We start from the raw sequence: 17,054 nt of genomic DNA on the forward strand, positions 1-17,054 counted from the left end.
TTTACCACAAGCCCATAATTTTCATCCAAAGACTGCCAATTACTCCAAAAATCAGCAAGTAGATAATACCTAAAATAAAGTTCAGCTTCCACCATTCACCTTGTTTGATATAACCGGTGTTAGCTATGATTGAAGCGGGACCGTTGGCATAATGTGTAGTTGAAGCATTAATCGCACCGGTAAAGGCAAGCAGCATGGCAGCGAGTCCAAGTGGAGCCCCGGTAGCAACTGCGACTGACAAGAAGGGCAGATAAAGAGCGGTCATGTGAGCTGTCCCACTGGCAAAAAAGTAGTGTGTATAAAACATTAATACTACTAAAACTGCCAACACAATTTCCCAACTGATACCGTGCAAACCCATTTGAATTGACTTGGAAAACCAGTCAATAAAACCGAAAGAAATCAGCTTGCTAGCCATAAAAATTAAAATCGATAACCAGATCAAAATATTCCATGCACCAGTTTGCTTTAGGGCATCGTTCATCGTTAACACCCCCGTCAAAAGCAGTAGTCCAACTGCTAGAAAGGCAACAAAGGTCGAGTCTAATTGCGGCAGCTTAAAGATGCCTGATAATACCCACAAAATGATTGCGAGAAAGAAGACCGCTAGCATCACTTTTTCCGGCTTAGTAACAGGTCCTAATTCACTAAGTCGATCATCTGCCCATTTTTTGGCATTTGGCGTTTCCTTAATTTCTGGTGGAAAAATCCGGTAGATTACCAGTGGAATGACAATTGTTGCCACAATAACTGGAACGAGGGCCGCCGTGAACCAACTGACCCAAGTCATGGTATAGCCCTTTTGTGCAGCCATCTGTGACGCCACCATATTGGGCGCCGCACCGGTAATGAACAATGCAGTCGACAGGATATTGGCATGAAAAGCTAACATACTCAGATAAGCACCAATCTTTTTGCGCGAAGGATCATTAGGCAATGAATCGTAGTCTTTTGCAATCGATTCGGTGACTGGCCATACCACGCCCCCCGTTCGGGCACTGTTGGACGGAATTAGCGCACCCAAAATTAGTTCTAGGGCGGTTATTGCATAACCTATACCAATTGACCGCTTGCCAAACCGCCGTATCATCCAGTAAGCAATTCGGTTGCCCAGACCAGTTTTGCTGATACCATAGGCCATGATAAAGGCCATGGCGATTAGCCAGGAAGCAGAATTACTAAAAGCACTCAAAATTCCCGAAGTTACCACACCAGTTTTGGGGTTCACTTCATCCTTAATCGGAGCTAGGCCGACTAAAACAGTTACAATCAAGCCAATCAGAGTTGTCCCCCCAATTGGTAAGGGTTTAGTAATACAACCCACAATCGTCGCCACAAAGATGGCAAACATTTGCCAAGCGGCTAGCGAAAGTCCCGCTGGTCGCAACGGCGTCATGCACCACAAGATAATCCCGCAAACAAGGGGAAGCACAAACCCGCGATAATTTACCTTTTCTAAATTTTTCATAATTTTCCCTTTTAACTTTCAGGGCGATAATAATCGTCAATTATTTGATAATCTTTATGCTTAAGTTCATTATCAATCCAAGCGAGGTCGCCCGTCCCCTCGTGATAACTTGCCGCTTTGGCGTCATCTTTTTGGTGAAAAGCTTGCGCCCGAGCTAGCAAAGTTGCTGCTTCAGCACGCGCAATTTTGATTACACCATCACCGTCACCCAGAATCAGGTCACCGGGATTTACGGCAATACCTCCGCAAGAAACTGGCACGTTGATTTCGCCTGGACCTTCCTTATATGGTCCGTTAGGCGTAGTACTAACTGCATAGATTGGTAGATCCCAGTTGCGGAGGCTGTCAATATCACGCATAGGACCGTCAACAACGACGCCAGCTACATGTCTTTGATCGCGTAACCACGTCATCATCACTTCACCGATAACTGCCCGGGTGTTGTCTTCCTCGTTATCAATTACCAGTACATCGCCCTCATGACAATACTTTAGGGCAGCATAAAGGGTCAGGTTGTCTCCCGGCCGATTATGTACGGTAAAGGCCGGTCCACACATTTCTTTTTGGGGTTGCGACATTAACTTAATGCGGGGCGCCATCGCCCCAGTTCGGTTCATGCAATCCGCAACATTTGAAGCCGGTAATTCGCGATAGGCCTGGATTAAATCTTGATCAGGTAATTTTCTTTTTAAATAAATGCGCTTTCCGTTTTGCATATTAAGGCCTTCTTTTGCTTAAGCTAAATCAATGGCTGCTAATACTTCCTGCATCTTTTCGGCGGAGTTGCGCATCTTCTTTAATTCAGCATCAGATAGCTTAGTTTCGAGTACTTGATTAATTCCTGCCCCATTGATTACAGTTGGCGTACCTAAATAGAGGTCATGCTTGATGCCATATTCTCCATTAATTGGAGCTGACAGCGGTAGCACAATTGCCCGATTTTCCAAAATTGCACTGACAATTTGCGTCAACATCATGGCAATTCCGTAGAAGGTGGCACCCTTATGCTCAATGATTGCACCACCCTTTTGGCGGACGTCCTGTTCAATTTCGGCCAGGACCTGGTCATTAATGCCACTAAAGTCACGTAAAGCCTTACCAGAAATAGTGGACTCGTCAAAGTTTTCAAAGGAGGTATCACCGTGTTCGCCCAGAACCAACGAGTTGACCTCAGTAACCGGTACTTGCAGCTTTTTAGCCAATTCAACCTGGAGACGCGCTGAATCCAGTGAAGTACCTGTCCCAATTACCTTGTTTTTTGGAAAACCTGATAGTTTCTGGGTTAACGTGGTCAGAATATCAACCGGATTGGCAGAAACAACAAAGATTCCTTGGAAGCCTGAATCAACTACTGGCTGAATGATACTTTTCAAAATGCCGACATTTTTGTTAACCAGATCAAGCCGAGTTTCTCCGGGTTTGCGTGGCACTCCGGCAGTGATAACTACAACATCAGCATCTTGGGCATCAGCATATTCACCCGGATGAACATTACAGCCACCAACCAGCGGCGTAATATCCTCCAAGTCCATCGCATCACCGACCGGTCTTTTTTTGACGACATCAGCTATTACCAATTCATCAACCTTAGTATGTTGCAACAAGTCATTAGCAAAAGTCGAACCAACAGCACCGTCACCAACAAGTAATATTTTTTTGGTCATAATTATTTCCTTTCAAAAATTAAATTTTTACTATTCTCTACTATAACTAATTATAAATTTAATTCTTATTTTTGCAATATTTAAAATAAATAAATTATTTTTTATATATTTAAAAATATTTGTATTTTTGGAATACTTGCTTAACCACATAAAAAGACACTTAACAATGTTAAGTGTCTTTTTATGTTTACTAACTTCTACGCACGAAAGCTGTCATTTGAATTCCGGCTTGACGACCAAACACGACCGTTTCCGCAATCGAGTTACCGCCGATCCGATTGTTACCATGTAAGCCGCCAGAAACTTCACCGGCAGCATAGAGACCCTTGATGATATTTCCATCAGTGTCTAATACCTCAGTTTTGGGTGTAATGTGAATCCCCCCCATTGTATAGTGAATAGCGGGATTAACATGAATAGCAAAGAAGGGCCCACGAGCAATAGTCCGGTCCATCCCCGTTTTGCGGCCAAATTCCTCGTCTTTTTGCGCAGTTACAGCGCTATCCCAAGTTTGAACAGTCATCGTTAGTCCGGCGGGGTCAATGCCACTTGATTCGGCTACTTCTTCTAGGGTATCACCGCGGCTAACCAGTCCAATGCTGTCATAAAACTCCACCGCGGTAAAGTTCTGTCGGATCCCCTGATCAAAAATCAAATATGCCCCGTCTTCATGTAAGTTACTAATCGCGTTAGACACAATTTTGCGGGTGTCCATTTCGTTAATAAACCTTTGACCTGCCTTATTAACAAGGATAGCACCCTCGCCGCGGAGTCCCTCACCAATCAAGTAGACGTGTTCCGTATCAGTTTGGGCAGTCGGATGAACTTGGATAAAGTCCATTTGTTCAAGTTGAGCTTCAATTTGCTCGGCCAGTTTCAGACCATCACCGGTTGCGCCCGGCTGATTGGTGGTTTTGTAATCGACTAAGTCAGGACGGTACTTTTTGATTAACTCTTTCGAGGACCCAAAGCCACCAGAGGCCAGAAGCACTGCCTTGGCCTTAACAGTTTTAACACCCGCGTCCGTGTCTAGCTTGACGCCCACGACCTTCTGTCCATCATCTTGCAGTAATTCAATTACCTTGGATCGGATAAAAACCGGAATTTTTGCTTTCTGAACTTGCTCCAGTGCGCCAGACACCAAGTAACTGCCCACAGGGGCCATGGAAGCAGGCCGGTGAGCCCGCTTTTTGCTCATTCCCCCCGTAATCGTGAGGTTACTCAGATCAATACCGTGATCACTGAGCCAGTCAATTGCACTGGCAGAGTGATCCACAAAATATCTCAGTAGCTCGCGATCATTTAGGCGACCACCACCTTTAAGCGTTTCACGGAAAAAGTCTTCTTTGTCGTCAATAATACCTGCTTTTAACTGGACTAAGCTCTCAGCGGCGTTCATTCCAGACGAGGCCCGACTGGTATTGCCACCTAATTGGTCGTTCTTTTCAAAAACTGCAACCTTCAAGCCTAGCTCATTAGCCTGGAGCGCAGCGGTCAAACCTGCTCCACCGGCTCCGACAATAATTGCGTCGTAACTTGGCGCAATCTCATCAGTTCGGTTTGGTGCAAAAACAAATTTAGCCATTAATCAATTCTCCCTTTTATTCTTCTGGTTTCGTCCGGTCAATATTGGTCATCTGCATGTAATCCATCCAAGCTTCATATTGCTCTTCAGTGACCTTACCACTCTTTAAAGCTGCTGCCTTAAGGGTTGACCCTTCCTGGTCGGCAGTTTGTGCAATTTTGGCAGCATCATGATAGCCAATGTGCGGTGATAAAGCAGTAACTGTCATCAACGAGTCTTCTAATAATTCATTCATCTTGCTAGCGTTAACAGTCAGACCCGCAATCATCTTGTCAGCAAAACCCGTAATGGTCCCCGTTAATATGTCACACGAGTCCAAAAAAGCAGTAATCATGACCGTCTTGAAAACGTTCATTTCAAAGTTGCCTTGTGAAGCAGTAAAGGTGATAGTCGTATCGTTCCCAAAGACCTTTGCTGCAGCCATGGTCACTGCCTCCGCTTGGGTTGGATTTACCTTACCAGGCATAATTGAGGAACCTGGTTCATTTGCCGGAATATTTAATTCATGGTAACCAGCTCGCGGACCAGAAGCCAGGAAGCGGATGTCTTGGGCGATTTTAAACAAATCGGCCGCCAGAGTTTTGAGTGCACCGTGCACTACATCAATTCCAGAATGGTGAGCCAAACCCCAGAACTTGTTGGTCTCCACTTCAAACTTATGTCCATAAACTACAGATAATTGGGCAGCAATCTTGCTCGTCATTCCCGGCGCTGCATTTAGCCCTGTACCAACCGCCGTACCACCAATTGCCAACTCATAGAGCGTCGGCTTAAGTTCCTTGATATAGGCTAAATCGTGCTTTAAAGCCGCTAGATAGCCGGATACTTCCTGGCCAAAGGTAATTGGGGTGGCATCCTGCAAGTGAGTCCGGCCCACCTTGACTGTCGTCCAATACTGGTCTTGCTTGACCTTTAGTTCATTGATAAGGTGCTGAAGAGCTGGTTCTAACTTATCCAGTGCCTCAACCGCCACAATATTCATCACTGTCGGATAAGTATCGTTAGAAGACTGCCCCCGATTAACATCATCATTAGGCAGAATTGTTAATTCGGGGTGCAACTTGTTGGCCAGATTAGCAACCACCTCGTTAACATTCATGTTACTTTGAGTGCCTGATCCAGTTTGGAGCACGTGTAAAGGAAAGTCTTTGCGCAAGTCATCATCATTTAGTGCCAATAACTGGTCAATTGCTTCCACAATCGCTTGCCCCTTCTCCTGAGGCTCGTCACCGACTTCAACGTTAGATACAGCCGCCGCCTTTTTTAACTGCAAAAAAGCACGAATAACTGCTAGTGGCATTAACTCCCCACTGGGAAAATTATTCCGACTGCGCTCTGTTTGCGGACCCCATAAAGCATTTTTGGGAATTTTAACCGGACCAATCGTGTCACTTTCAATTCGGTACTCTACTTCACTCATCACTAAACTCCTTTTGTCTTGTTTTACTGTATGAAACCTACTTAACTAATAACTATTATTTATCATACCTGCTAACAGTTGCTTTTTCAATATCTTTAAAATAAATGGCAAATTATTTAATTTTTTAAAAAAACGAAAGTTTAAAGATCTCGCTCTTACCAGTGGCCTAAATTTTTAAAGTTTCAGCATTAATAGCTACGATTATGGTAGAAAGTGCCATCAAAGCTGCACCAACTGCTGGCGTGAGGATAATTCCCCAGGGTGCCAAAAGTCCGGCCGCCAGCGGAAGCGCAACGATGTTGTAGCCTGCGCCCCACCACAAATTTTGGACGGTTTTTTGTTGCGTATGCTGGGCCAATTGTAAGAAGCTAATAATATCAGTTGGATTACTGTTAACTAAGACAACGTCAGCCGAGTCTACCGCTACATCCGTACCAGCACCAATGGCAACGCCAATATCAGCCTTGGCCAAACTAGGCGCATCATTGATCCCATCACCTACCATCATCACCTTGCTAACTTGGTCTTGGAACTGGGCAACAATTTTTTCCTTATCTTCTGGCATTAAATCGGTATAAACTTCAGTTATGCCTAACTTTTTTGCAATTCCTTGCGCAGCCTCGCGATTATCTCCAGTTAACATAACTGGTGTAATATTTAACTTTTTAATCTGTTTAATTAAAGATTGGGCACCAGGTTTAATCTCGTCGCCAACTAGCAAATAGCCTAGGACGGTTCCTCCTTCTATGAGGTAACTAGCGGTATTATTTAAGGTATCAATTGCCGGAAAGACTTCAACTTGCGATCGCGCTGCCTGTTCATTAACAAGCTGATAATGATGACCATTGATGGTACCGCTAATCCCCTCACCTGGCAGATTTTGACCATTAGTTAACGTCAGTAAGTCAACCTTTTTGGCTTGGGCAAATTGCAAGACACTCTGGGCAATCGGATGAGTTGAATCCTGTTCTAAAGAAGCAGTAATGGCCAGTACCGCTTGTGCGTCGAGGTCAGAACTCAAACTAGCAAACTTATTGACCCGGAACTTTCCTGCGGTCAAAGTGCCCGTCTTATCCAATAAGAGATAATTAAGTTTTGAGCTAACGCTAATGACTTTACGGTTTCTAATCAAAAGACCATGCTTTGCTCCGATAGCCGTGGATTTAGCATTAACTAAAGGAATTGCTAGCCCCAAGGCGTGCGGGCAGGCAATGACCAGGACAGTGACCATGCGCTCTAAGCCAGTACCAATACCGCGCATGCCAGTCCAAACAATTAAAGCAATAAGTCCCACAACTAGAGCGGCATAGAAAAGCCAGCCCGAAACGCGATCAGCCAGGTCCTGCAGCCTGGACTTGGTCATCTGCGATGACTGTACTAGCTGGTTAACATTAGCCAAAAAACCTGAATTAGCCGGACTATTGACCTTGACCGTCAGAGCACCACTACCATTAAGCGAGCCCCCGATTACTCGATCACCTTTTTTTCGGAAGACCTCGCGGGCTTCCCCCGTCATTAGCGACTCGTTAACCCGACTAGATCCTGCTAGAATAGTACCGTCTAAGGGGATACTTTCACCGGCCTTAATCAAAATAAGTGCGCCTCGTTTGACGTCATTAATTTCCACCTCAACGGTTCGCTTACCCTGTTTTTGGTGTACTTTATCAGGCAAAAGCTTGGCTAAATCATGAACCGAGCTATTGGCCGACATTACCGACGACATCTCAATCCAGTGACCGAGCAACATAATTAAGATTAAAGTAGCCAGTTCCCAAAAAAAGTCCATTGTATGTTCTGCACTCTGTACTAAGTCATTGCGGATGAAGGCATACAAACTGTAGAGGTAGGCCGTGGAAATTCCGAGCGTAATCAGCGTCATCATTTCAGGCCGGCGCTCTTTTAACTCAGAGCAGGCACCCTTAAAGAAAGGCCAACCACCGTAGCAAAATAAAATAGTGGCAAAAACTACTACCACCCAATCCGAATCGGGAAAAGAGAATTGAAATGGTAGACTAATGCCCATTGCTGGTGCCAAAAACAAGATTGGCAGTGCCAAAACCACCGAAACCAGTAAGCGCTGCTTTAAATTGCCCATCGGCATCATCTGCTGATTACCCATGTTCATGTTTCCATGCTCATGACCAGCGTGCATTGCAGTCCGCTTTTTGTCTTCATTTTCGTTTTTAGCCAACTTGCTCAGTCCAATCTTTTAACTCATAATCACTTTATTCTTCTCCTTCAATCTACTTTTATTAATAGTAGTTGTCAAAAAAAGTGGCTCATCTAAAAGCTAATCTGCATAGTTTTGCTACTGCTTTGGTCGTTTGCGGTAAAAATGCACCAGTAAGCCAGCGGCAATTCCGACCGCTGCCGGAATTACCCAGTCCAGACCAATTGCAGCCAAAGGCAACAAACGTACTTGGAGTTCCTTGATAAAATGAGCCCACGGACTTTGGCTGATAACCGGGGGAAACGAGGCTAACATATCGAGTAGTGCAGGAATCATGGTCAGTCCGATTGCCCAAAAGTACACAACTGGATCGCCAGCAAAAGCTGTCTTAGCAATCGACAGGACAATTAACACAATGGCAATTGGATACAAAAACATCAACATTGGGGTTGACCAAGCAATGATTGTGTCGAGGCCAAAATTGGCCGTCACAAATGATGCAAAGGTCATGATTGCCAGCCAGGTATGATAACTGATTTTTGAAAAGCTGCGGTGAAAGTCCTGGGCAAAAGCCGCTAGCAGGCCCACTGCGGTCGTTAAACAAGTTAGCGTCACCAAAGTAGCCAGGAGGGCATGCCCAAAGTCACCAAGGTAATAAGTAACAATCTGATTGAAGGCTGTACCACCTTCAGCTGAGGGCTTAAAGTGCTTAAGCGTTGTAGCCCCCAGCCAAATCAGTGCAATATAGATCAGTCCAATTGCGCCAGTGGCAATAACACCAGCGCTCGCAGTAACCTTTGCGTTACTCTTAGCAGAAGTCTTGCCTAGCTGTTTGACCGCTGAAACAATCGTATAACCAAAGGCCAAGCCAGCTAAAGCATCCATCGTGTTATAGCCCTGCAGAAAACCATTAAAAAAGGCCATATTGTGATAAGCAGCAGTGACTGTCTGCTGATGAGCCGCACCCATTGGCTTTGCAGCTGCCAGCAGAAAAACAACAAACAGTAAAAGTAGAAAAATTGGATTCAAGACGCGACCAACACTGTCCAAGATAGTTGTTTCTTGATAAGAAATAATAAACGCTAAAATAAAAAAAATAGCGGAAAAAACGAGTAGGCATGGCTGAGCCAGCTTGGCTGGTAAGACAGGTTGCAAACCAACCGAAAATGAAATACTAGCGGTCCGCGGGGTTGCAAATAAGGGGCCCAGGGTCAGGTGGATTAGCACCATAAAGGCCAGCGCAAACTTTCGGCCCAAAGGACGACCAATATCGTAGATTCCCTTGGCATGACTGACACTAATCGCTAAAACGGCTAACAGTGGCAAAAGCACGGCGGTTACTAAAAAACCGGCAGTAGCAGCCAGCCACTTGGCTCCTGCTAGTTGGCCCAAGTGAACAGGAAAAATCAAATTTCCTGCCCCAAAAAACAAGCCAAATAATAGGGAAGCAATCACTAAATATTGCTTCCAGGTTAATGGTTTGGTATTTTCATCCGGTCTAATCTCTTCCATACAATCTTCCTCAATTTCTTAACTAGCAGCGTCTTTAAAATAAAAAAGCACCCTTGATTGTCATCAAGGGTGCTTCACGCACGGTACCACCTATTTTACTGCCTAATTCTCAAAAGCCGCAGTCACTTCACGTACAGCCCAATTGCGATACGCTAACACGATAATGGGTGTCACCAATACTAACTACTTAAATTCACTAGCTTGCTCAAAGTTACTTTCAGATTGTTTTCACGATCCCTTTTCACCATCAGGACTCTCTAATACGCTACCTACAACCTTACTCTTCTTTTCATTGCATTTTTCTATTAATAATATTCTAATCAACAACTTATTTATTGTCAACCAAAAAATAAAACTAGCTTACGCTAACTCAATCATAGCTGTTAGCAATATCGTTTACACAAAATTGGCGTAGTTGTTTTTTAACCAGGTAACAAGGGATTTAGCAGCTTTAGTCATGCCATATTCAAGCATCGCTATCCCATAATGCGGCTGCACTGGATATATTAGCGGAATACCATGTAGCTGCCGATCCGCAAAGTCTGAAACAAAATTAGCCCAAATACCCACCCCCAAATTAGCTTGAACCATTACATGCGAATTTAAAATGTTGTTAGAATAAACCAAATTTAAATGCTTATTCTCTTTGACAATCGCCTTTTGCAGTTCATTTTGGGAAGGTGGACACCACTTACTATCTAAAAAAATCAAGCGATAATTACTCAAACTGGTTAATGGCAAGGCTGCTTCACTAGCTGCCTTGGGACCATAAAAATTGGCATAATATTTACCTTCAACCAAATCCGTATAATGGATATTGGCAATTTTGGCCACGATGTCAGGCATGGTAAAGATCAAATCGCAGTCTCCATTTAACAAGTGATCTTTTAGACTATTATGAGCAAAATTTTCCAAGTAGATATTTGGCCAGTTGTTAGCTTTAACTTGCCGATATTCTTTAATGATATTAGGTAGCATTGAAATTTCATACGGCGTTCCGCTGTAACCTATGGTTAGATCTTCCGCTCTGGCACTAGCAATTCTTTGGGCCTTTTGGACCGACTTATTGTAGAGGTTTAACATGGGCTTCATCGAAGCATAAAAATTTTCTCCACTTTTCGTTAACTGTACCTGCTTTCTTGTCCGATAAAACAGTAAAAAATTGAGCTCTTTTTCCATCGAAGAAATAGTTTGTGAAACTGCTGATTGAGACAAGTTCATTTGTAAGGCAGTGCGCGAAAAGTTTAAGGTTTCAGCTAAATTTACAAAAACAGCTAAGTGGTCATAATTCATTTTGGTTACCTTCTACATCCTATATATCAGTAAAACTTATAAACAATCATATTCTTGATTAATTGTGCTCCTTTAACCAATGTTATATTAAGATCATAAATATTAACAGAACAATTGCAACTTTTTAAGGAGAAAAATTATGAAAAAATTGCGAGCTGGACGTTACGCTGTTATTGCACAAGAATATGAAAAAGAAACGATGCCACTAGAAGTTGAAATTACTGATAATCAGATTAGCCAGATACTTCCACAGGAGCCAATGATTCCTGGCAGTTTGGAAGAAAGTGTTTTTACTAAGGTACCCCAAGAAATCATTCAAAAGCAAAGTATTGACGTCGATGCGATTACTGGTGCAACCCATTCCGTTAACGGCTTAATTCAAGCCGTGAGCACTGTAATTGAACAGGCCGGAGGAGATCCTGCTGACTTTAAGTTACACTCAAATAGCAAAAATAGTGACCCGTCATCAAAAACACCAGATTTAGCTGATCCGCAAAAAACTTTTGCTAGCTGGCGTAATAAACCTGAACAAGTCGTAAAAGAATATCATACCGATTTTTTAATTGTTGGTGCTGGTATTGCAGGACTTGCAGCAGCAGTTCAAGCTCGTCAATTAGGAATGGAAACAATTGTAATTGAAAAAAATGGCTTTGTCGCTGGCAACGGTGGCGGAGTTGAAGGCATTTTTGGGATTAACACCAAAATGCAAGCAGCCGCTGGAATACATGCCGAACCAGAAGACATTATTACCAAAGAAGCAGAACTAGGACAATACCGAGCAGATGGCTCTTTTTGGGTTGATTTAATTAATAATTCCGCTGCCAATATTGACTGGCTAGTAGATTTAGGGGTGCAATTAACTAATGTTGATGATTACCACGGCACCTGCATGTTTCCAACTTTTCACTGGTTTAAGGGGGGCTTTGCTTCAGTTGGGTATGCCCCTTACATGAAAAAACAGGCTGATAAACTCAAAGCACAATTCTTACTTGAAACAGCTGCTACCAGTATTATTTACGAAGATGGCATAGTCAAGGGCGTCTACGCTAACACACCCGCAGGCAGCATTAAAATTAGTGCCAAGGCTACCCTGCTAGCAACTGGTGGCGTAGGGCACAACCCTAAATTACTCGAAGCCCAAGGCTGGTCGACTAAAAATATTCATTATTGCTCCATGCCCAGCAACACAGGTGACGGTTATCAAATGGCTATGTCCGTTGGCGCAAAAGACTTTTTAAAAGAGTCACCCGAGTTTATGATGAACTATATTCAAGCTCTGCCACACGAAGGTGTACACTTGTACATTGATCCAATTAATGGCTTTATGTCTCTACCAGCAGGTGGACCAGTTGTGTTCGTTAACCAAGACGGGCGCCGTTTAGTTAACGAAAATGTCAAAAAAGATAACCTGCTCTACCAACGAATGGCAATTAAATCAACTCGAGTTACGTATGAAATTTTCACCCAGAAAATTTATGATCAAATTACAAAAGACGTCCCTAAGGCAGACCAAATACTAGCCCAAGCAGTTAAAACAAACGATGGTGATTCGCTCTTTAAAGCAGATTCATTCGCTGGTCTAGCGCAAGCCGTTGGCTTACCAGAAAATGTTTTAGTTGAAACCATGGAAAACTACAATTCATACTGTGAGCGTGGACACGATTTGGAATTTAACAAGGATAAAGATATGCTGCTGGCGATGAAAGAAGGCCCTTATTACATCGCTCGCCTTGATCCCTCAAACTTAATCGGGATTGGTGGAATTGGTTCAAATCAAAAATTCGAAGTTATTACTAACGACTTTACTAAAATCCCTGGTTTATATGCTGCCGGAATGGATTCAACGATGCAATATCGGGATGTCTATACGATTACTTTAGGTGGTTCAGCCTGTGCCCATAATGTTAATTCTGGCCGACACGCTGCCATACATGCGCAAGAATATCTTAAGCAGAATAACTAATTTAGCTAAAAAAACCTAGAAAAAAGTCTAATCTACCCAAAAAAGACTGACATATCACGTTAACAAACGTTGAATTGTCAGCCTTTTTAAATTGTGGGATTTTTTTGTTTAAGTTAAAAAGCACTTTTCTCCCAGACTCTTTTCTAAGCTTTTTTAGTTGCAACCAGCCTGGTGCCATGTAGTTGTTCTACATTTAACCTGTTTGCAATAGTAGCGCAATTGGTAGCCGTAATACCACCACCCGGTAAGATTGCAATGCGCTGGCCAGCCCATTCCATAATTTTTTTTAAGTGTGGTATTGTGGCTAAAATTGGTTGATCCAGACTCCCGCCATGCGTCAAAATACGACAAACGCCACTGGTTACCAACCAGTTGAGTGCTGCTTGCTGATCTGCAGCTGGAATGGCATCAAAGGCCATGTGCATGACAACCTCAAGGCCCAAATTTCGTGACAAGTTAATCAAGCGTTTCATTTGAAGTTGGTTGAGCTGGCAGTCCTTAGTCAAGCAACCAAACGTGACCGCGTCAGCCCCGGCCAAACTGGCAACTTGTATGTCACTTACCATGATGGCAAGTTCAGCTTCATCATAGACAAAATTACCACCTCGCGGCCTAATCATCACCACAACCGGAACGTTATGGTGGTGGGCGTAATCAACCGTTTTCTTAATCAAACCAAATGATGGCGTTGTTCCGCCAGTACTTAAGTCACTATTTAGCTCAATTCGTCCAGCGCCAGCTGCAATCATTTGAGCAGCGCTGGCAAAATCTTCAACACAAGCTTCTTTCAACATTTATCTTTTCCTTCTGTACTAGTTATGCAACTTAACCGTCACCTAATCAAGGCTAATCCCATTTTGCTTTTCATACTCATCAAACCACGCTGATGAAACTGCTTTGATTGGGGTTACTCCTGCTTGACCAGGCTGGGCAAAGTAAATCTGAGCTCCCCCTTCAGCCGTGGCCACGCAGAAAGGAAATTCCACATTCGTGGCCACGCCCCATGCGCCCTGCTTATTCAGCGCAATCAAGGAGATAGCGCCAGTCTGACCAGAGCGTTTTTTTAGCTTGGCAATAAAGTGATAAAGGGTCGCATCACAAGCTGCTTGCGGGGACTTGCCCTCCGCCATCTGCCTAACAATTTCATAAGACAAGCAGCCCTTCATAATATCCTCGCCTAAGCCAGTAGCCGCAGCGCCGCCAATTTCACTATCAACATAAAAGCCTGAACCAGATAACGGAGAATCGCCCGTGCGACCGCTCTTCTTCATAAACAGACCAGAAGTAGACGTGGCTGCTGCCATCGAGCCAGCCTGGTCAAGTATAATGGCACCGACCGTGTCGTGACCATCATAGGGCTTTAAGTCTATATTTGGTGTTGACTTGCGCCTGTCTTGCCAGCTTGCTTTAGCCGCTGTGGTTAGCATGTTAGTCATTTCAAAACCAGCCTGCATCGCAAATTTGGTCGCTCCTGGCCCCACTAAAAAGCTGTTAGTCTTGTTTTGGCTTAGTCGGCGGGCAACTGAAACGGCATGCTTAACATTCTCAAGTGCAGCTACTGCTCCTTGAGCTAGAGTATCGCCGTCCATAAAAGCCGCATCTACTTGAACCACCCCTTCTTCATTGGGCAAGCCGCCATAGCCGACTGACTTATACAAGGGATAGTCTTCTACGGTATTAATTAATTTCTCAACTGCGTCTCCAGCGCTAACTCGATCATTTAGTTGCTGACTGGCTGCTTGTAGACCATCATACGACATTCTCCAAGTCGATATCGCTGCCCATGTATTCATCTCTGTACTCCCTTGCTTTTATTACCTAAATCTTAGCCTAGGCAAGTAAATCCCACAAGTGGCAAAAATTATTTTTACCTAAAAAAACTTATGTACCTTAATTAAAATTAAGGTTGATTCAAGCTTGTTCTTTGTCAATTCCAACTTGAATTAGTGTCTTGTAATTCATTTCCATTCTTTGATAAATATGCTAACGATTTATTGAACGCATTCACTATAAAATTTCGAATAATCGATAGCATACATTTACCCTACCTACTCAAGAAACGCGCATAGCCAATAATTGTAACTGTGTGAGTAACAGGACACTCCCGCTTACGCGGGAAACACTTAAATAATTAAACCGATTATTAACGCAATAATAAATAATTTAAATGACTCATCACCGGTAATTGTTCTAATATTTGTATGAAATACACTATTTGTAAAAGGTACAAATGCCTTATTCCAACCATAGTATAAAATCAAACAGGATAGCCATACGCAAAATGCGACAATTGCACAAATAACTAAAAAACCAACAAAAAGTTCCATAACTTTACCTCCACTATTACTTTTCTCTATCGTTTTTAAATAGGCTCTGAATAAAAATAAACAGAATACCTAGTAAAAAACCACCCCAAAGATTAATCGTATTCAACGTTACACCAAAGATAAAATGTGCTAAGTATACTATCACGAAATTCCATAGTACATAAAATTCTAAACTTAATATAGTCCCAAGCACTAGCATAATCGTTAAACATGATAGCTAACATTTCAAAAATATGTCTACAACTCCTATTTTACTATATGCTTATGGTGTTATCCGCAATAGTATCTGTTACTATTTTTTGCGTAATATCATCTGCAGAAATATGTTCCCTATTAAACACAGTACCAAAAGCATAGAAATTATCTAACTTTGTTTCTGATATATGTTCTCTCTCCTCATTCGACATTTTTGCGCTCTTATCCCTACTCTGTTCCCTATGTACAATATTGGGGTTACTATCAATAAGTTTATAGGTGTGGACAGGATCACCCCCGCTTACGCGGGAAGCACAAATAATCAACGATCTCTTGTATTATTGCGAAGGGATCACCCCCGCTTACGCGGGAAGCACTCATAGCGAGGCTGATATGGCTTTTGCCAACGAGGATCACCCCCGCTTACGCGGGAAGCACATGCTGAAAATGCCTTTAGTGGCGTTAAATACGGGATCACCCCCGCTTACGCGGGAAGCACTTAACCTGCTTGGCAATTTGCTCGCCAAACTTAGGATCACCCCCGCTTACGCGGGAAGCACTAACCGTCAAAAGACATTTAACATTGGCCAAGGGGATCACCCCCGCTTACGCGGGAAGCACTATCATTTTCTGCAATCATAAACTGGTCACCTGGGATCACCCCCGCTTACGCGGGAAGCACATGCCGGCTGGAAAATAAGCTATTCTGGCCCGAGGATCACCCCCGCTTACGCGGGAAGCACCCCTGCATAGAAAAGCCCTACGTACCTTTTAGAGGATCACCCCCGCTTACGCGGGAAGCACCCATACGCTATGGACTTTTCTACTAATGTCAAGGGATCACCCCCGCTTACGCGGGAAGCACGTCCAACCATGCCGCGTTCATGAAGAAACGCAGGGATCACCCCCGCTTACGCGGGAAGCACAAAAGAAATCATACTGAAAAACGGCGAAAAACGGGATCACCCCCGCTTACGCGGGAAGCACTTCTTTTCAGTGTTCATTTTAATTCTCCTATTAGGATCACCCCCGCTTACGCGGGAAGCACCATAATCTTCACTTTTATCATAGTATTCACTTAGGATCACCCCCGCTTACGCGGGAAGCACACCGAGCCTGCCAAGTTTTGCCGCGTTTTGTGAGGATCACCCCCGCTTACGCGGGAAGCACCGTCTTTTTCTTCTTTTGATTTAAAAATCCCCAGGATCACCCCCGCTTACGCGGGAAGCACTCAACAGGTGTAGGTACATCTACACTAGTTGGAGGATCACCCCCGCTTACGCGGGAAGCACTTGGCGATTTGTCTACATTGATGAGCCTTCAGGAGGATCACCCCCGCTTACGCGGGAAGCACCTTGCTAATATTTTCATCATTGGCTAGATTGTAGGATCACCCCCGCTTACGCGGGAAGCACACACTGGACACTAATACCTAAATTACTAGAAGAGGATCACCC

12 protein-coding genes, 1 CRISPR repeat array and 1 other annotated feature (1 of these 14 cut by a window edge) are annotated in these 17,054 nt (G+C 43.7%); of the genes, 1 reads left to right on the forward strand and 11 read right to left on the reverse strand.

Going from position 1 to position 17,054, the window contains the following annotated elements; translation table 11 throughout:
- Position 1 precedes the first annotated feature (1 nt).
- The 8 genes from R8389_RS04340 to R8389_RS04375 form a co-directional block, all read right to left on the reverse strand.
- A complete protein-coding gene (locus tag R8389_RS04340; protein WP_317636820.1) occupies positions 2-1,468 on the reverse strand; it encodes a DASS family sodium-coupled anion symporter in 1,467 nt (488 codons plus the stop codon).
- Between the two features lie 11 nt (positions 1,469-1,479).
- Positions 1,480-2,184 (reverse strand): RraA family protein, encoded by a 705-nt coding sequence (locus tag R8389_RS04345; RefSeq protein ID WP_317636821.1) that lies wholly within the window; start codon positions 2,182-2,184, stop codon positions 1,480-1,482.
- An 18-nt stretch (positions 2,185-2,202) separates the two neighbouring features.
- Positions 2,203-3,132 carry an L-lactate dehydrogenase gene (locus R8389_RS04350; RefSeq protein ID WP_317636822.1) on the reverse strand — a complete coding sequence of 310 codons (930 nt, stop codon included), beginning with the start codon at positions 3,130-3,132 and terminating at the stop codon, positions 2,203-2,205.
- Between the two features lie 190 nt (positions 3,133-3,322).
- A complete protein-coding gene (locus R8389_RS04355; protein ID WP_317636823.1) occupies positions 3,323-4,717 on the reverse strand; it encodes a flavocytochrome c in 1,395 nt (464 codons plus the stop codon).
- 16 nt (positions 4,718-4,733) lie between these two features.
- On the reverse strand, positions 4,734-6,137 hold the full coding sequence (locus R8389_RS04360) for a class II fumarate hydratase (RefSeq protein WP_317636824.1): 1,404 nt from the start codon (positions 6,135-6,137) through the stop codon (positions 4,734-4,736).
- A 166-nt stretch (positions 6,138-6,303) separates the two neighbouring features.
- The gene (locus R8389_RS04365) at positions 6,304-8,289 is read right to left on the reverse strand and encodes a copper-translocating P-type ATPase (protein WP_425604667.1); all 1,986 of its coding nucleotides are present in this window, start codon (positions 8,287-8,289) and stop codon (positions 6,304-6,306) included.
- A 156-nt stretch (positions 8,290-8,445) separates the two neighbouring features.
- Complete coding sequence (gene brnQ, locus R8389_RS04370) at positions 8,446-9,819, reverse strand: branched-chain amino acid transport system II carrier protein (RefSeq protein ID WP_317636826.1); 1,374 nt, start codon at positions 9,817-9,819, stop codon at positions 8,446-8,448.
- A 62-nt stretch (positions 9,820-9,881) separates the two neighbouring features.
- Positions 9,882-10,121: a binding site (T-box leader), on the reverse strand.
- 94 nt (positions 10,122-10,215) lie between these two features.
- The gene (locus R8389_RS04375; protein WP_317636827.1) at positions 10,216-11,112 is read right to left on the reverse strand and encodes a LysR family transcriptional regulator; all 897 of its coding nucleotides are present in this window, start codon (positions 11,110-11,112) and stop codon (positions 10,216-10,218) included.
- A gap of 139 nt (positions 11,113-11,251) precedes the next feature.
- Between R8389_RS04375 and R8389_RS04380 the strand changes: the two genes are divergently transcribed.
- Entirely contained in the window at positions 11,252-13,075 is a 1,824-nt protein-coding gene (locus tag R8389_RS04380; protein WP_317636828.1) for an FAD-dependent oxidoreductase, read from the forward strand.
- Between the two features lie 143 nt (positions 13,076-13,218).
- Here R8389_RS04380 and R8389_RS04385 read toward each other — a convergent pair whose 3' ends face one another.
- The 3 genes from R8389_RS04385 to R8389_RS04395 form a co-directional block, all read right to left on the reverse strand.
- Positions 13,219-13,869, reverse strand: a complete 651-nt coding sequence (locus R8389_RS04385) for a copper homeostasis protein CutC (RefSeq protein WP_317636829.1) — start codon at positions 13,867-13,869, stop codon at positions 13,219-13,221.
- Between the two features lie 42 nt (positions 13,870-13,911).
- Entirely contained in the window at positions 13,912-14,868 is a 957-nt protein-coding gene (locus tag R8389_RS04390; RefSeq protein WP_317636830.1) for a glycosylasparaginase, read from the reverse strand.
- A 330-nt stretch (positions 14,869-15,198) separates the two neighbouring features.
- Positions 15,199-15,402: a hypothetical protein gene (locus tag R8389_RS04395; RefSeq protein WP_317636831.1), complete on the reverse strand. Its 204-nt coding sequence runs from the start codon at positions 15,400-15,402 to the stop codon at positions 15,199-15,201.
- Positions 15,403-15,885: 483 nt separating this feature from the next.
- Positions 15,886-17,054: a CRISPR direct-repeat array (repeat unit 28 nt; unit sequence GGATCACCCCCGCTTACGCGGGAAGCAC); it runs 1,728 nt beyond the window's last position.

This window comes from Lactobacillus xylocopicola, assembly GCF_033096005.1.
In the GTDB taxonomy this organism is placed as follows: Bacteria; Bacillota; Bacilli; order Lactobacillales; family Lactobacillaceae; genus Lactobacillus; species Lactobacillus xylocopicola.

Excerpts from the sequence above, each read along its gene's own strand:
- brnQ (WP_317636826.1), bottom strand. The coding sequence starts at position 9,819 with ATGGAAGAGATTAGACCGGATGAAAATACCAAACCATTAACCTGGAAG.
- R8389_RS04350 (WP_317636822.1), bottom strand. The coding sequence starts at position 3,132 with ATGACCAAAAAAATATTACTTGTTGGTGACGGTGCTGTTGGTTCGACT.
- R8389_RS04360 (WP_317636824.1), bottom strand. The coding sequence starts at position 6,137 with ATGAGTGAAGTAGAGTACCGAATTGAAAGTGACACGATTGGTCCGGTT.
- R8389_RS04345 (WP_317636821.1), bottom strand. The coding sequence starts at position 2,184 with ATGCAAAACGGAAAGCGCATTTATTTAAAAAGAAAATTACCTGATCAA.
- R8389_RS04390 (WP_317636830.1), bottom strand. The coding sequence starts at position 14,868 with ATGAATACATGGGCAGCGATATCGACTTGGAGAATGTCGTATGATGGT.
- R8389_RS04340 (WP_317636820.1), bottom strand. The coding sequence starts at position 1,468 with ATGAAAAATTTAGAAAAGGTAAATTATCGCGGGTTTGTGCTTCCCCTT.
- R8389_RS04385 (WP_317636829.1), bottom strand. The coding sequence starts at position 13,869 with ATGTTGAAAGAAGCTTGTGTTGAAGATTTTGCCAGCGCTGCTCAAATG.
- R8389_RS04375 (WP_317636827.1), bottom strand. The coding sequence starts at position 11,112 with ATGAATTATGACCACTTAGCTGTTTTTGTAAATTTAGCTGAAACCTTA.
- R8389_RS04395 (WP_317636831.1), bottom strand. The coding sequence starts at position 15,402 with ATGGAACTTTTTGTTGGTTTTTTAGTTATTTGTGCAATTGTCGCATTT.
- R8389_RS04365 (WP_425604667.1), bottom strand. The coding sequence starts at position 8,289 with ATGCACGCTGGTCATGAGCATGGAAACATGAACATGGGTAATCAGCAG.
- R8389_RS04355 (WP_317636823.1), bottom strand. The coding sequence starts at position 4,717 with ATGGCTAAATTTGTTTTTGCACCAAACCGAACTGATGAGATTGCGCCA.
- R8389_RS04380 (WP_317636828.1), top strand. The coding sequence starts at position 11,252 with ATGAAAAAATTGCGAGCTGGACGTTACGCTGTTATTGCACAAGAATAT.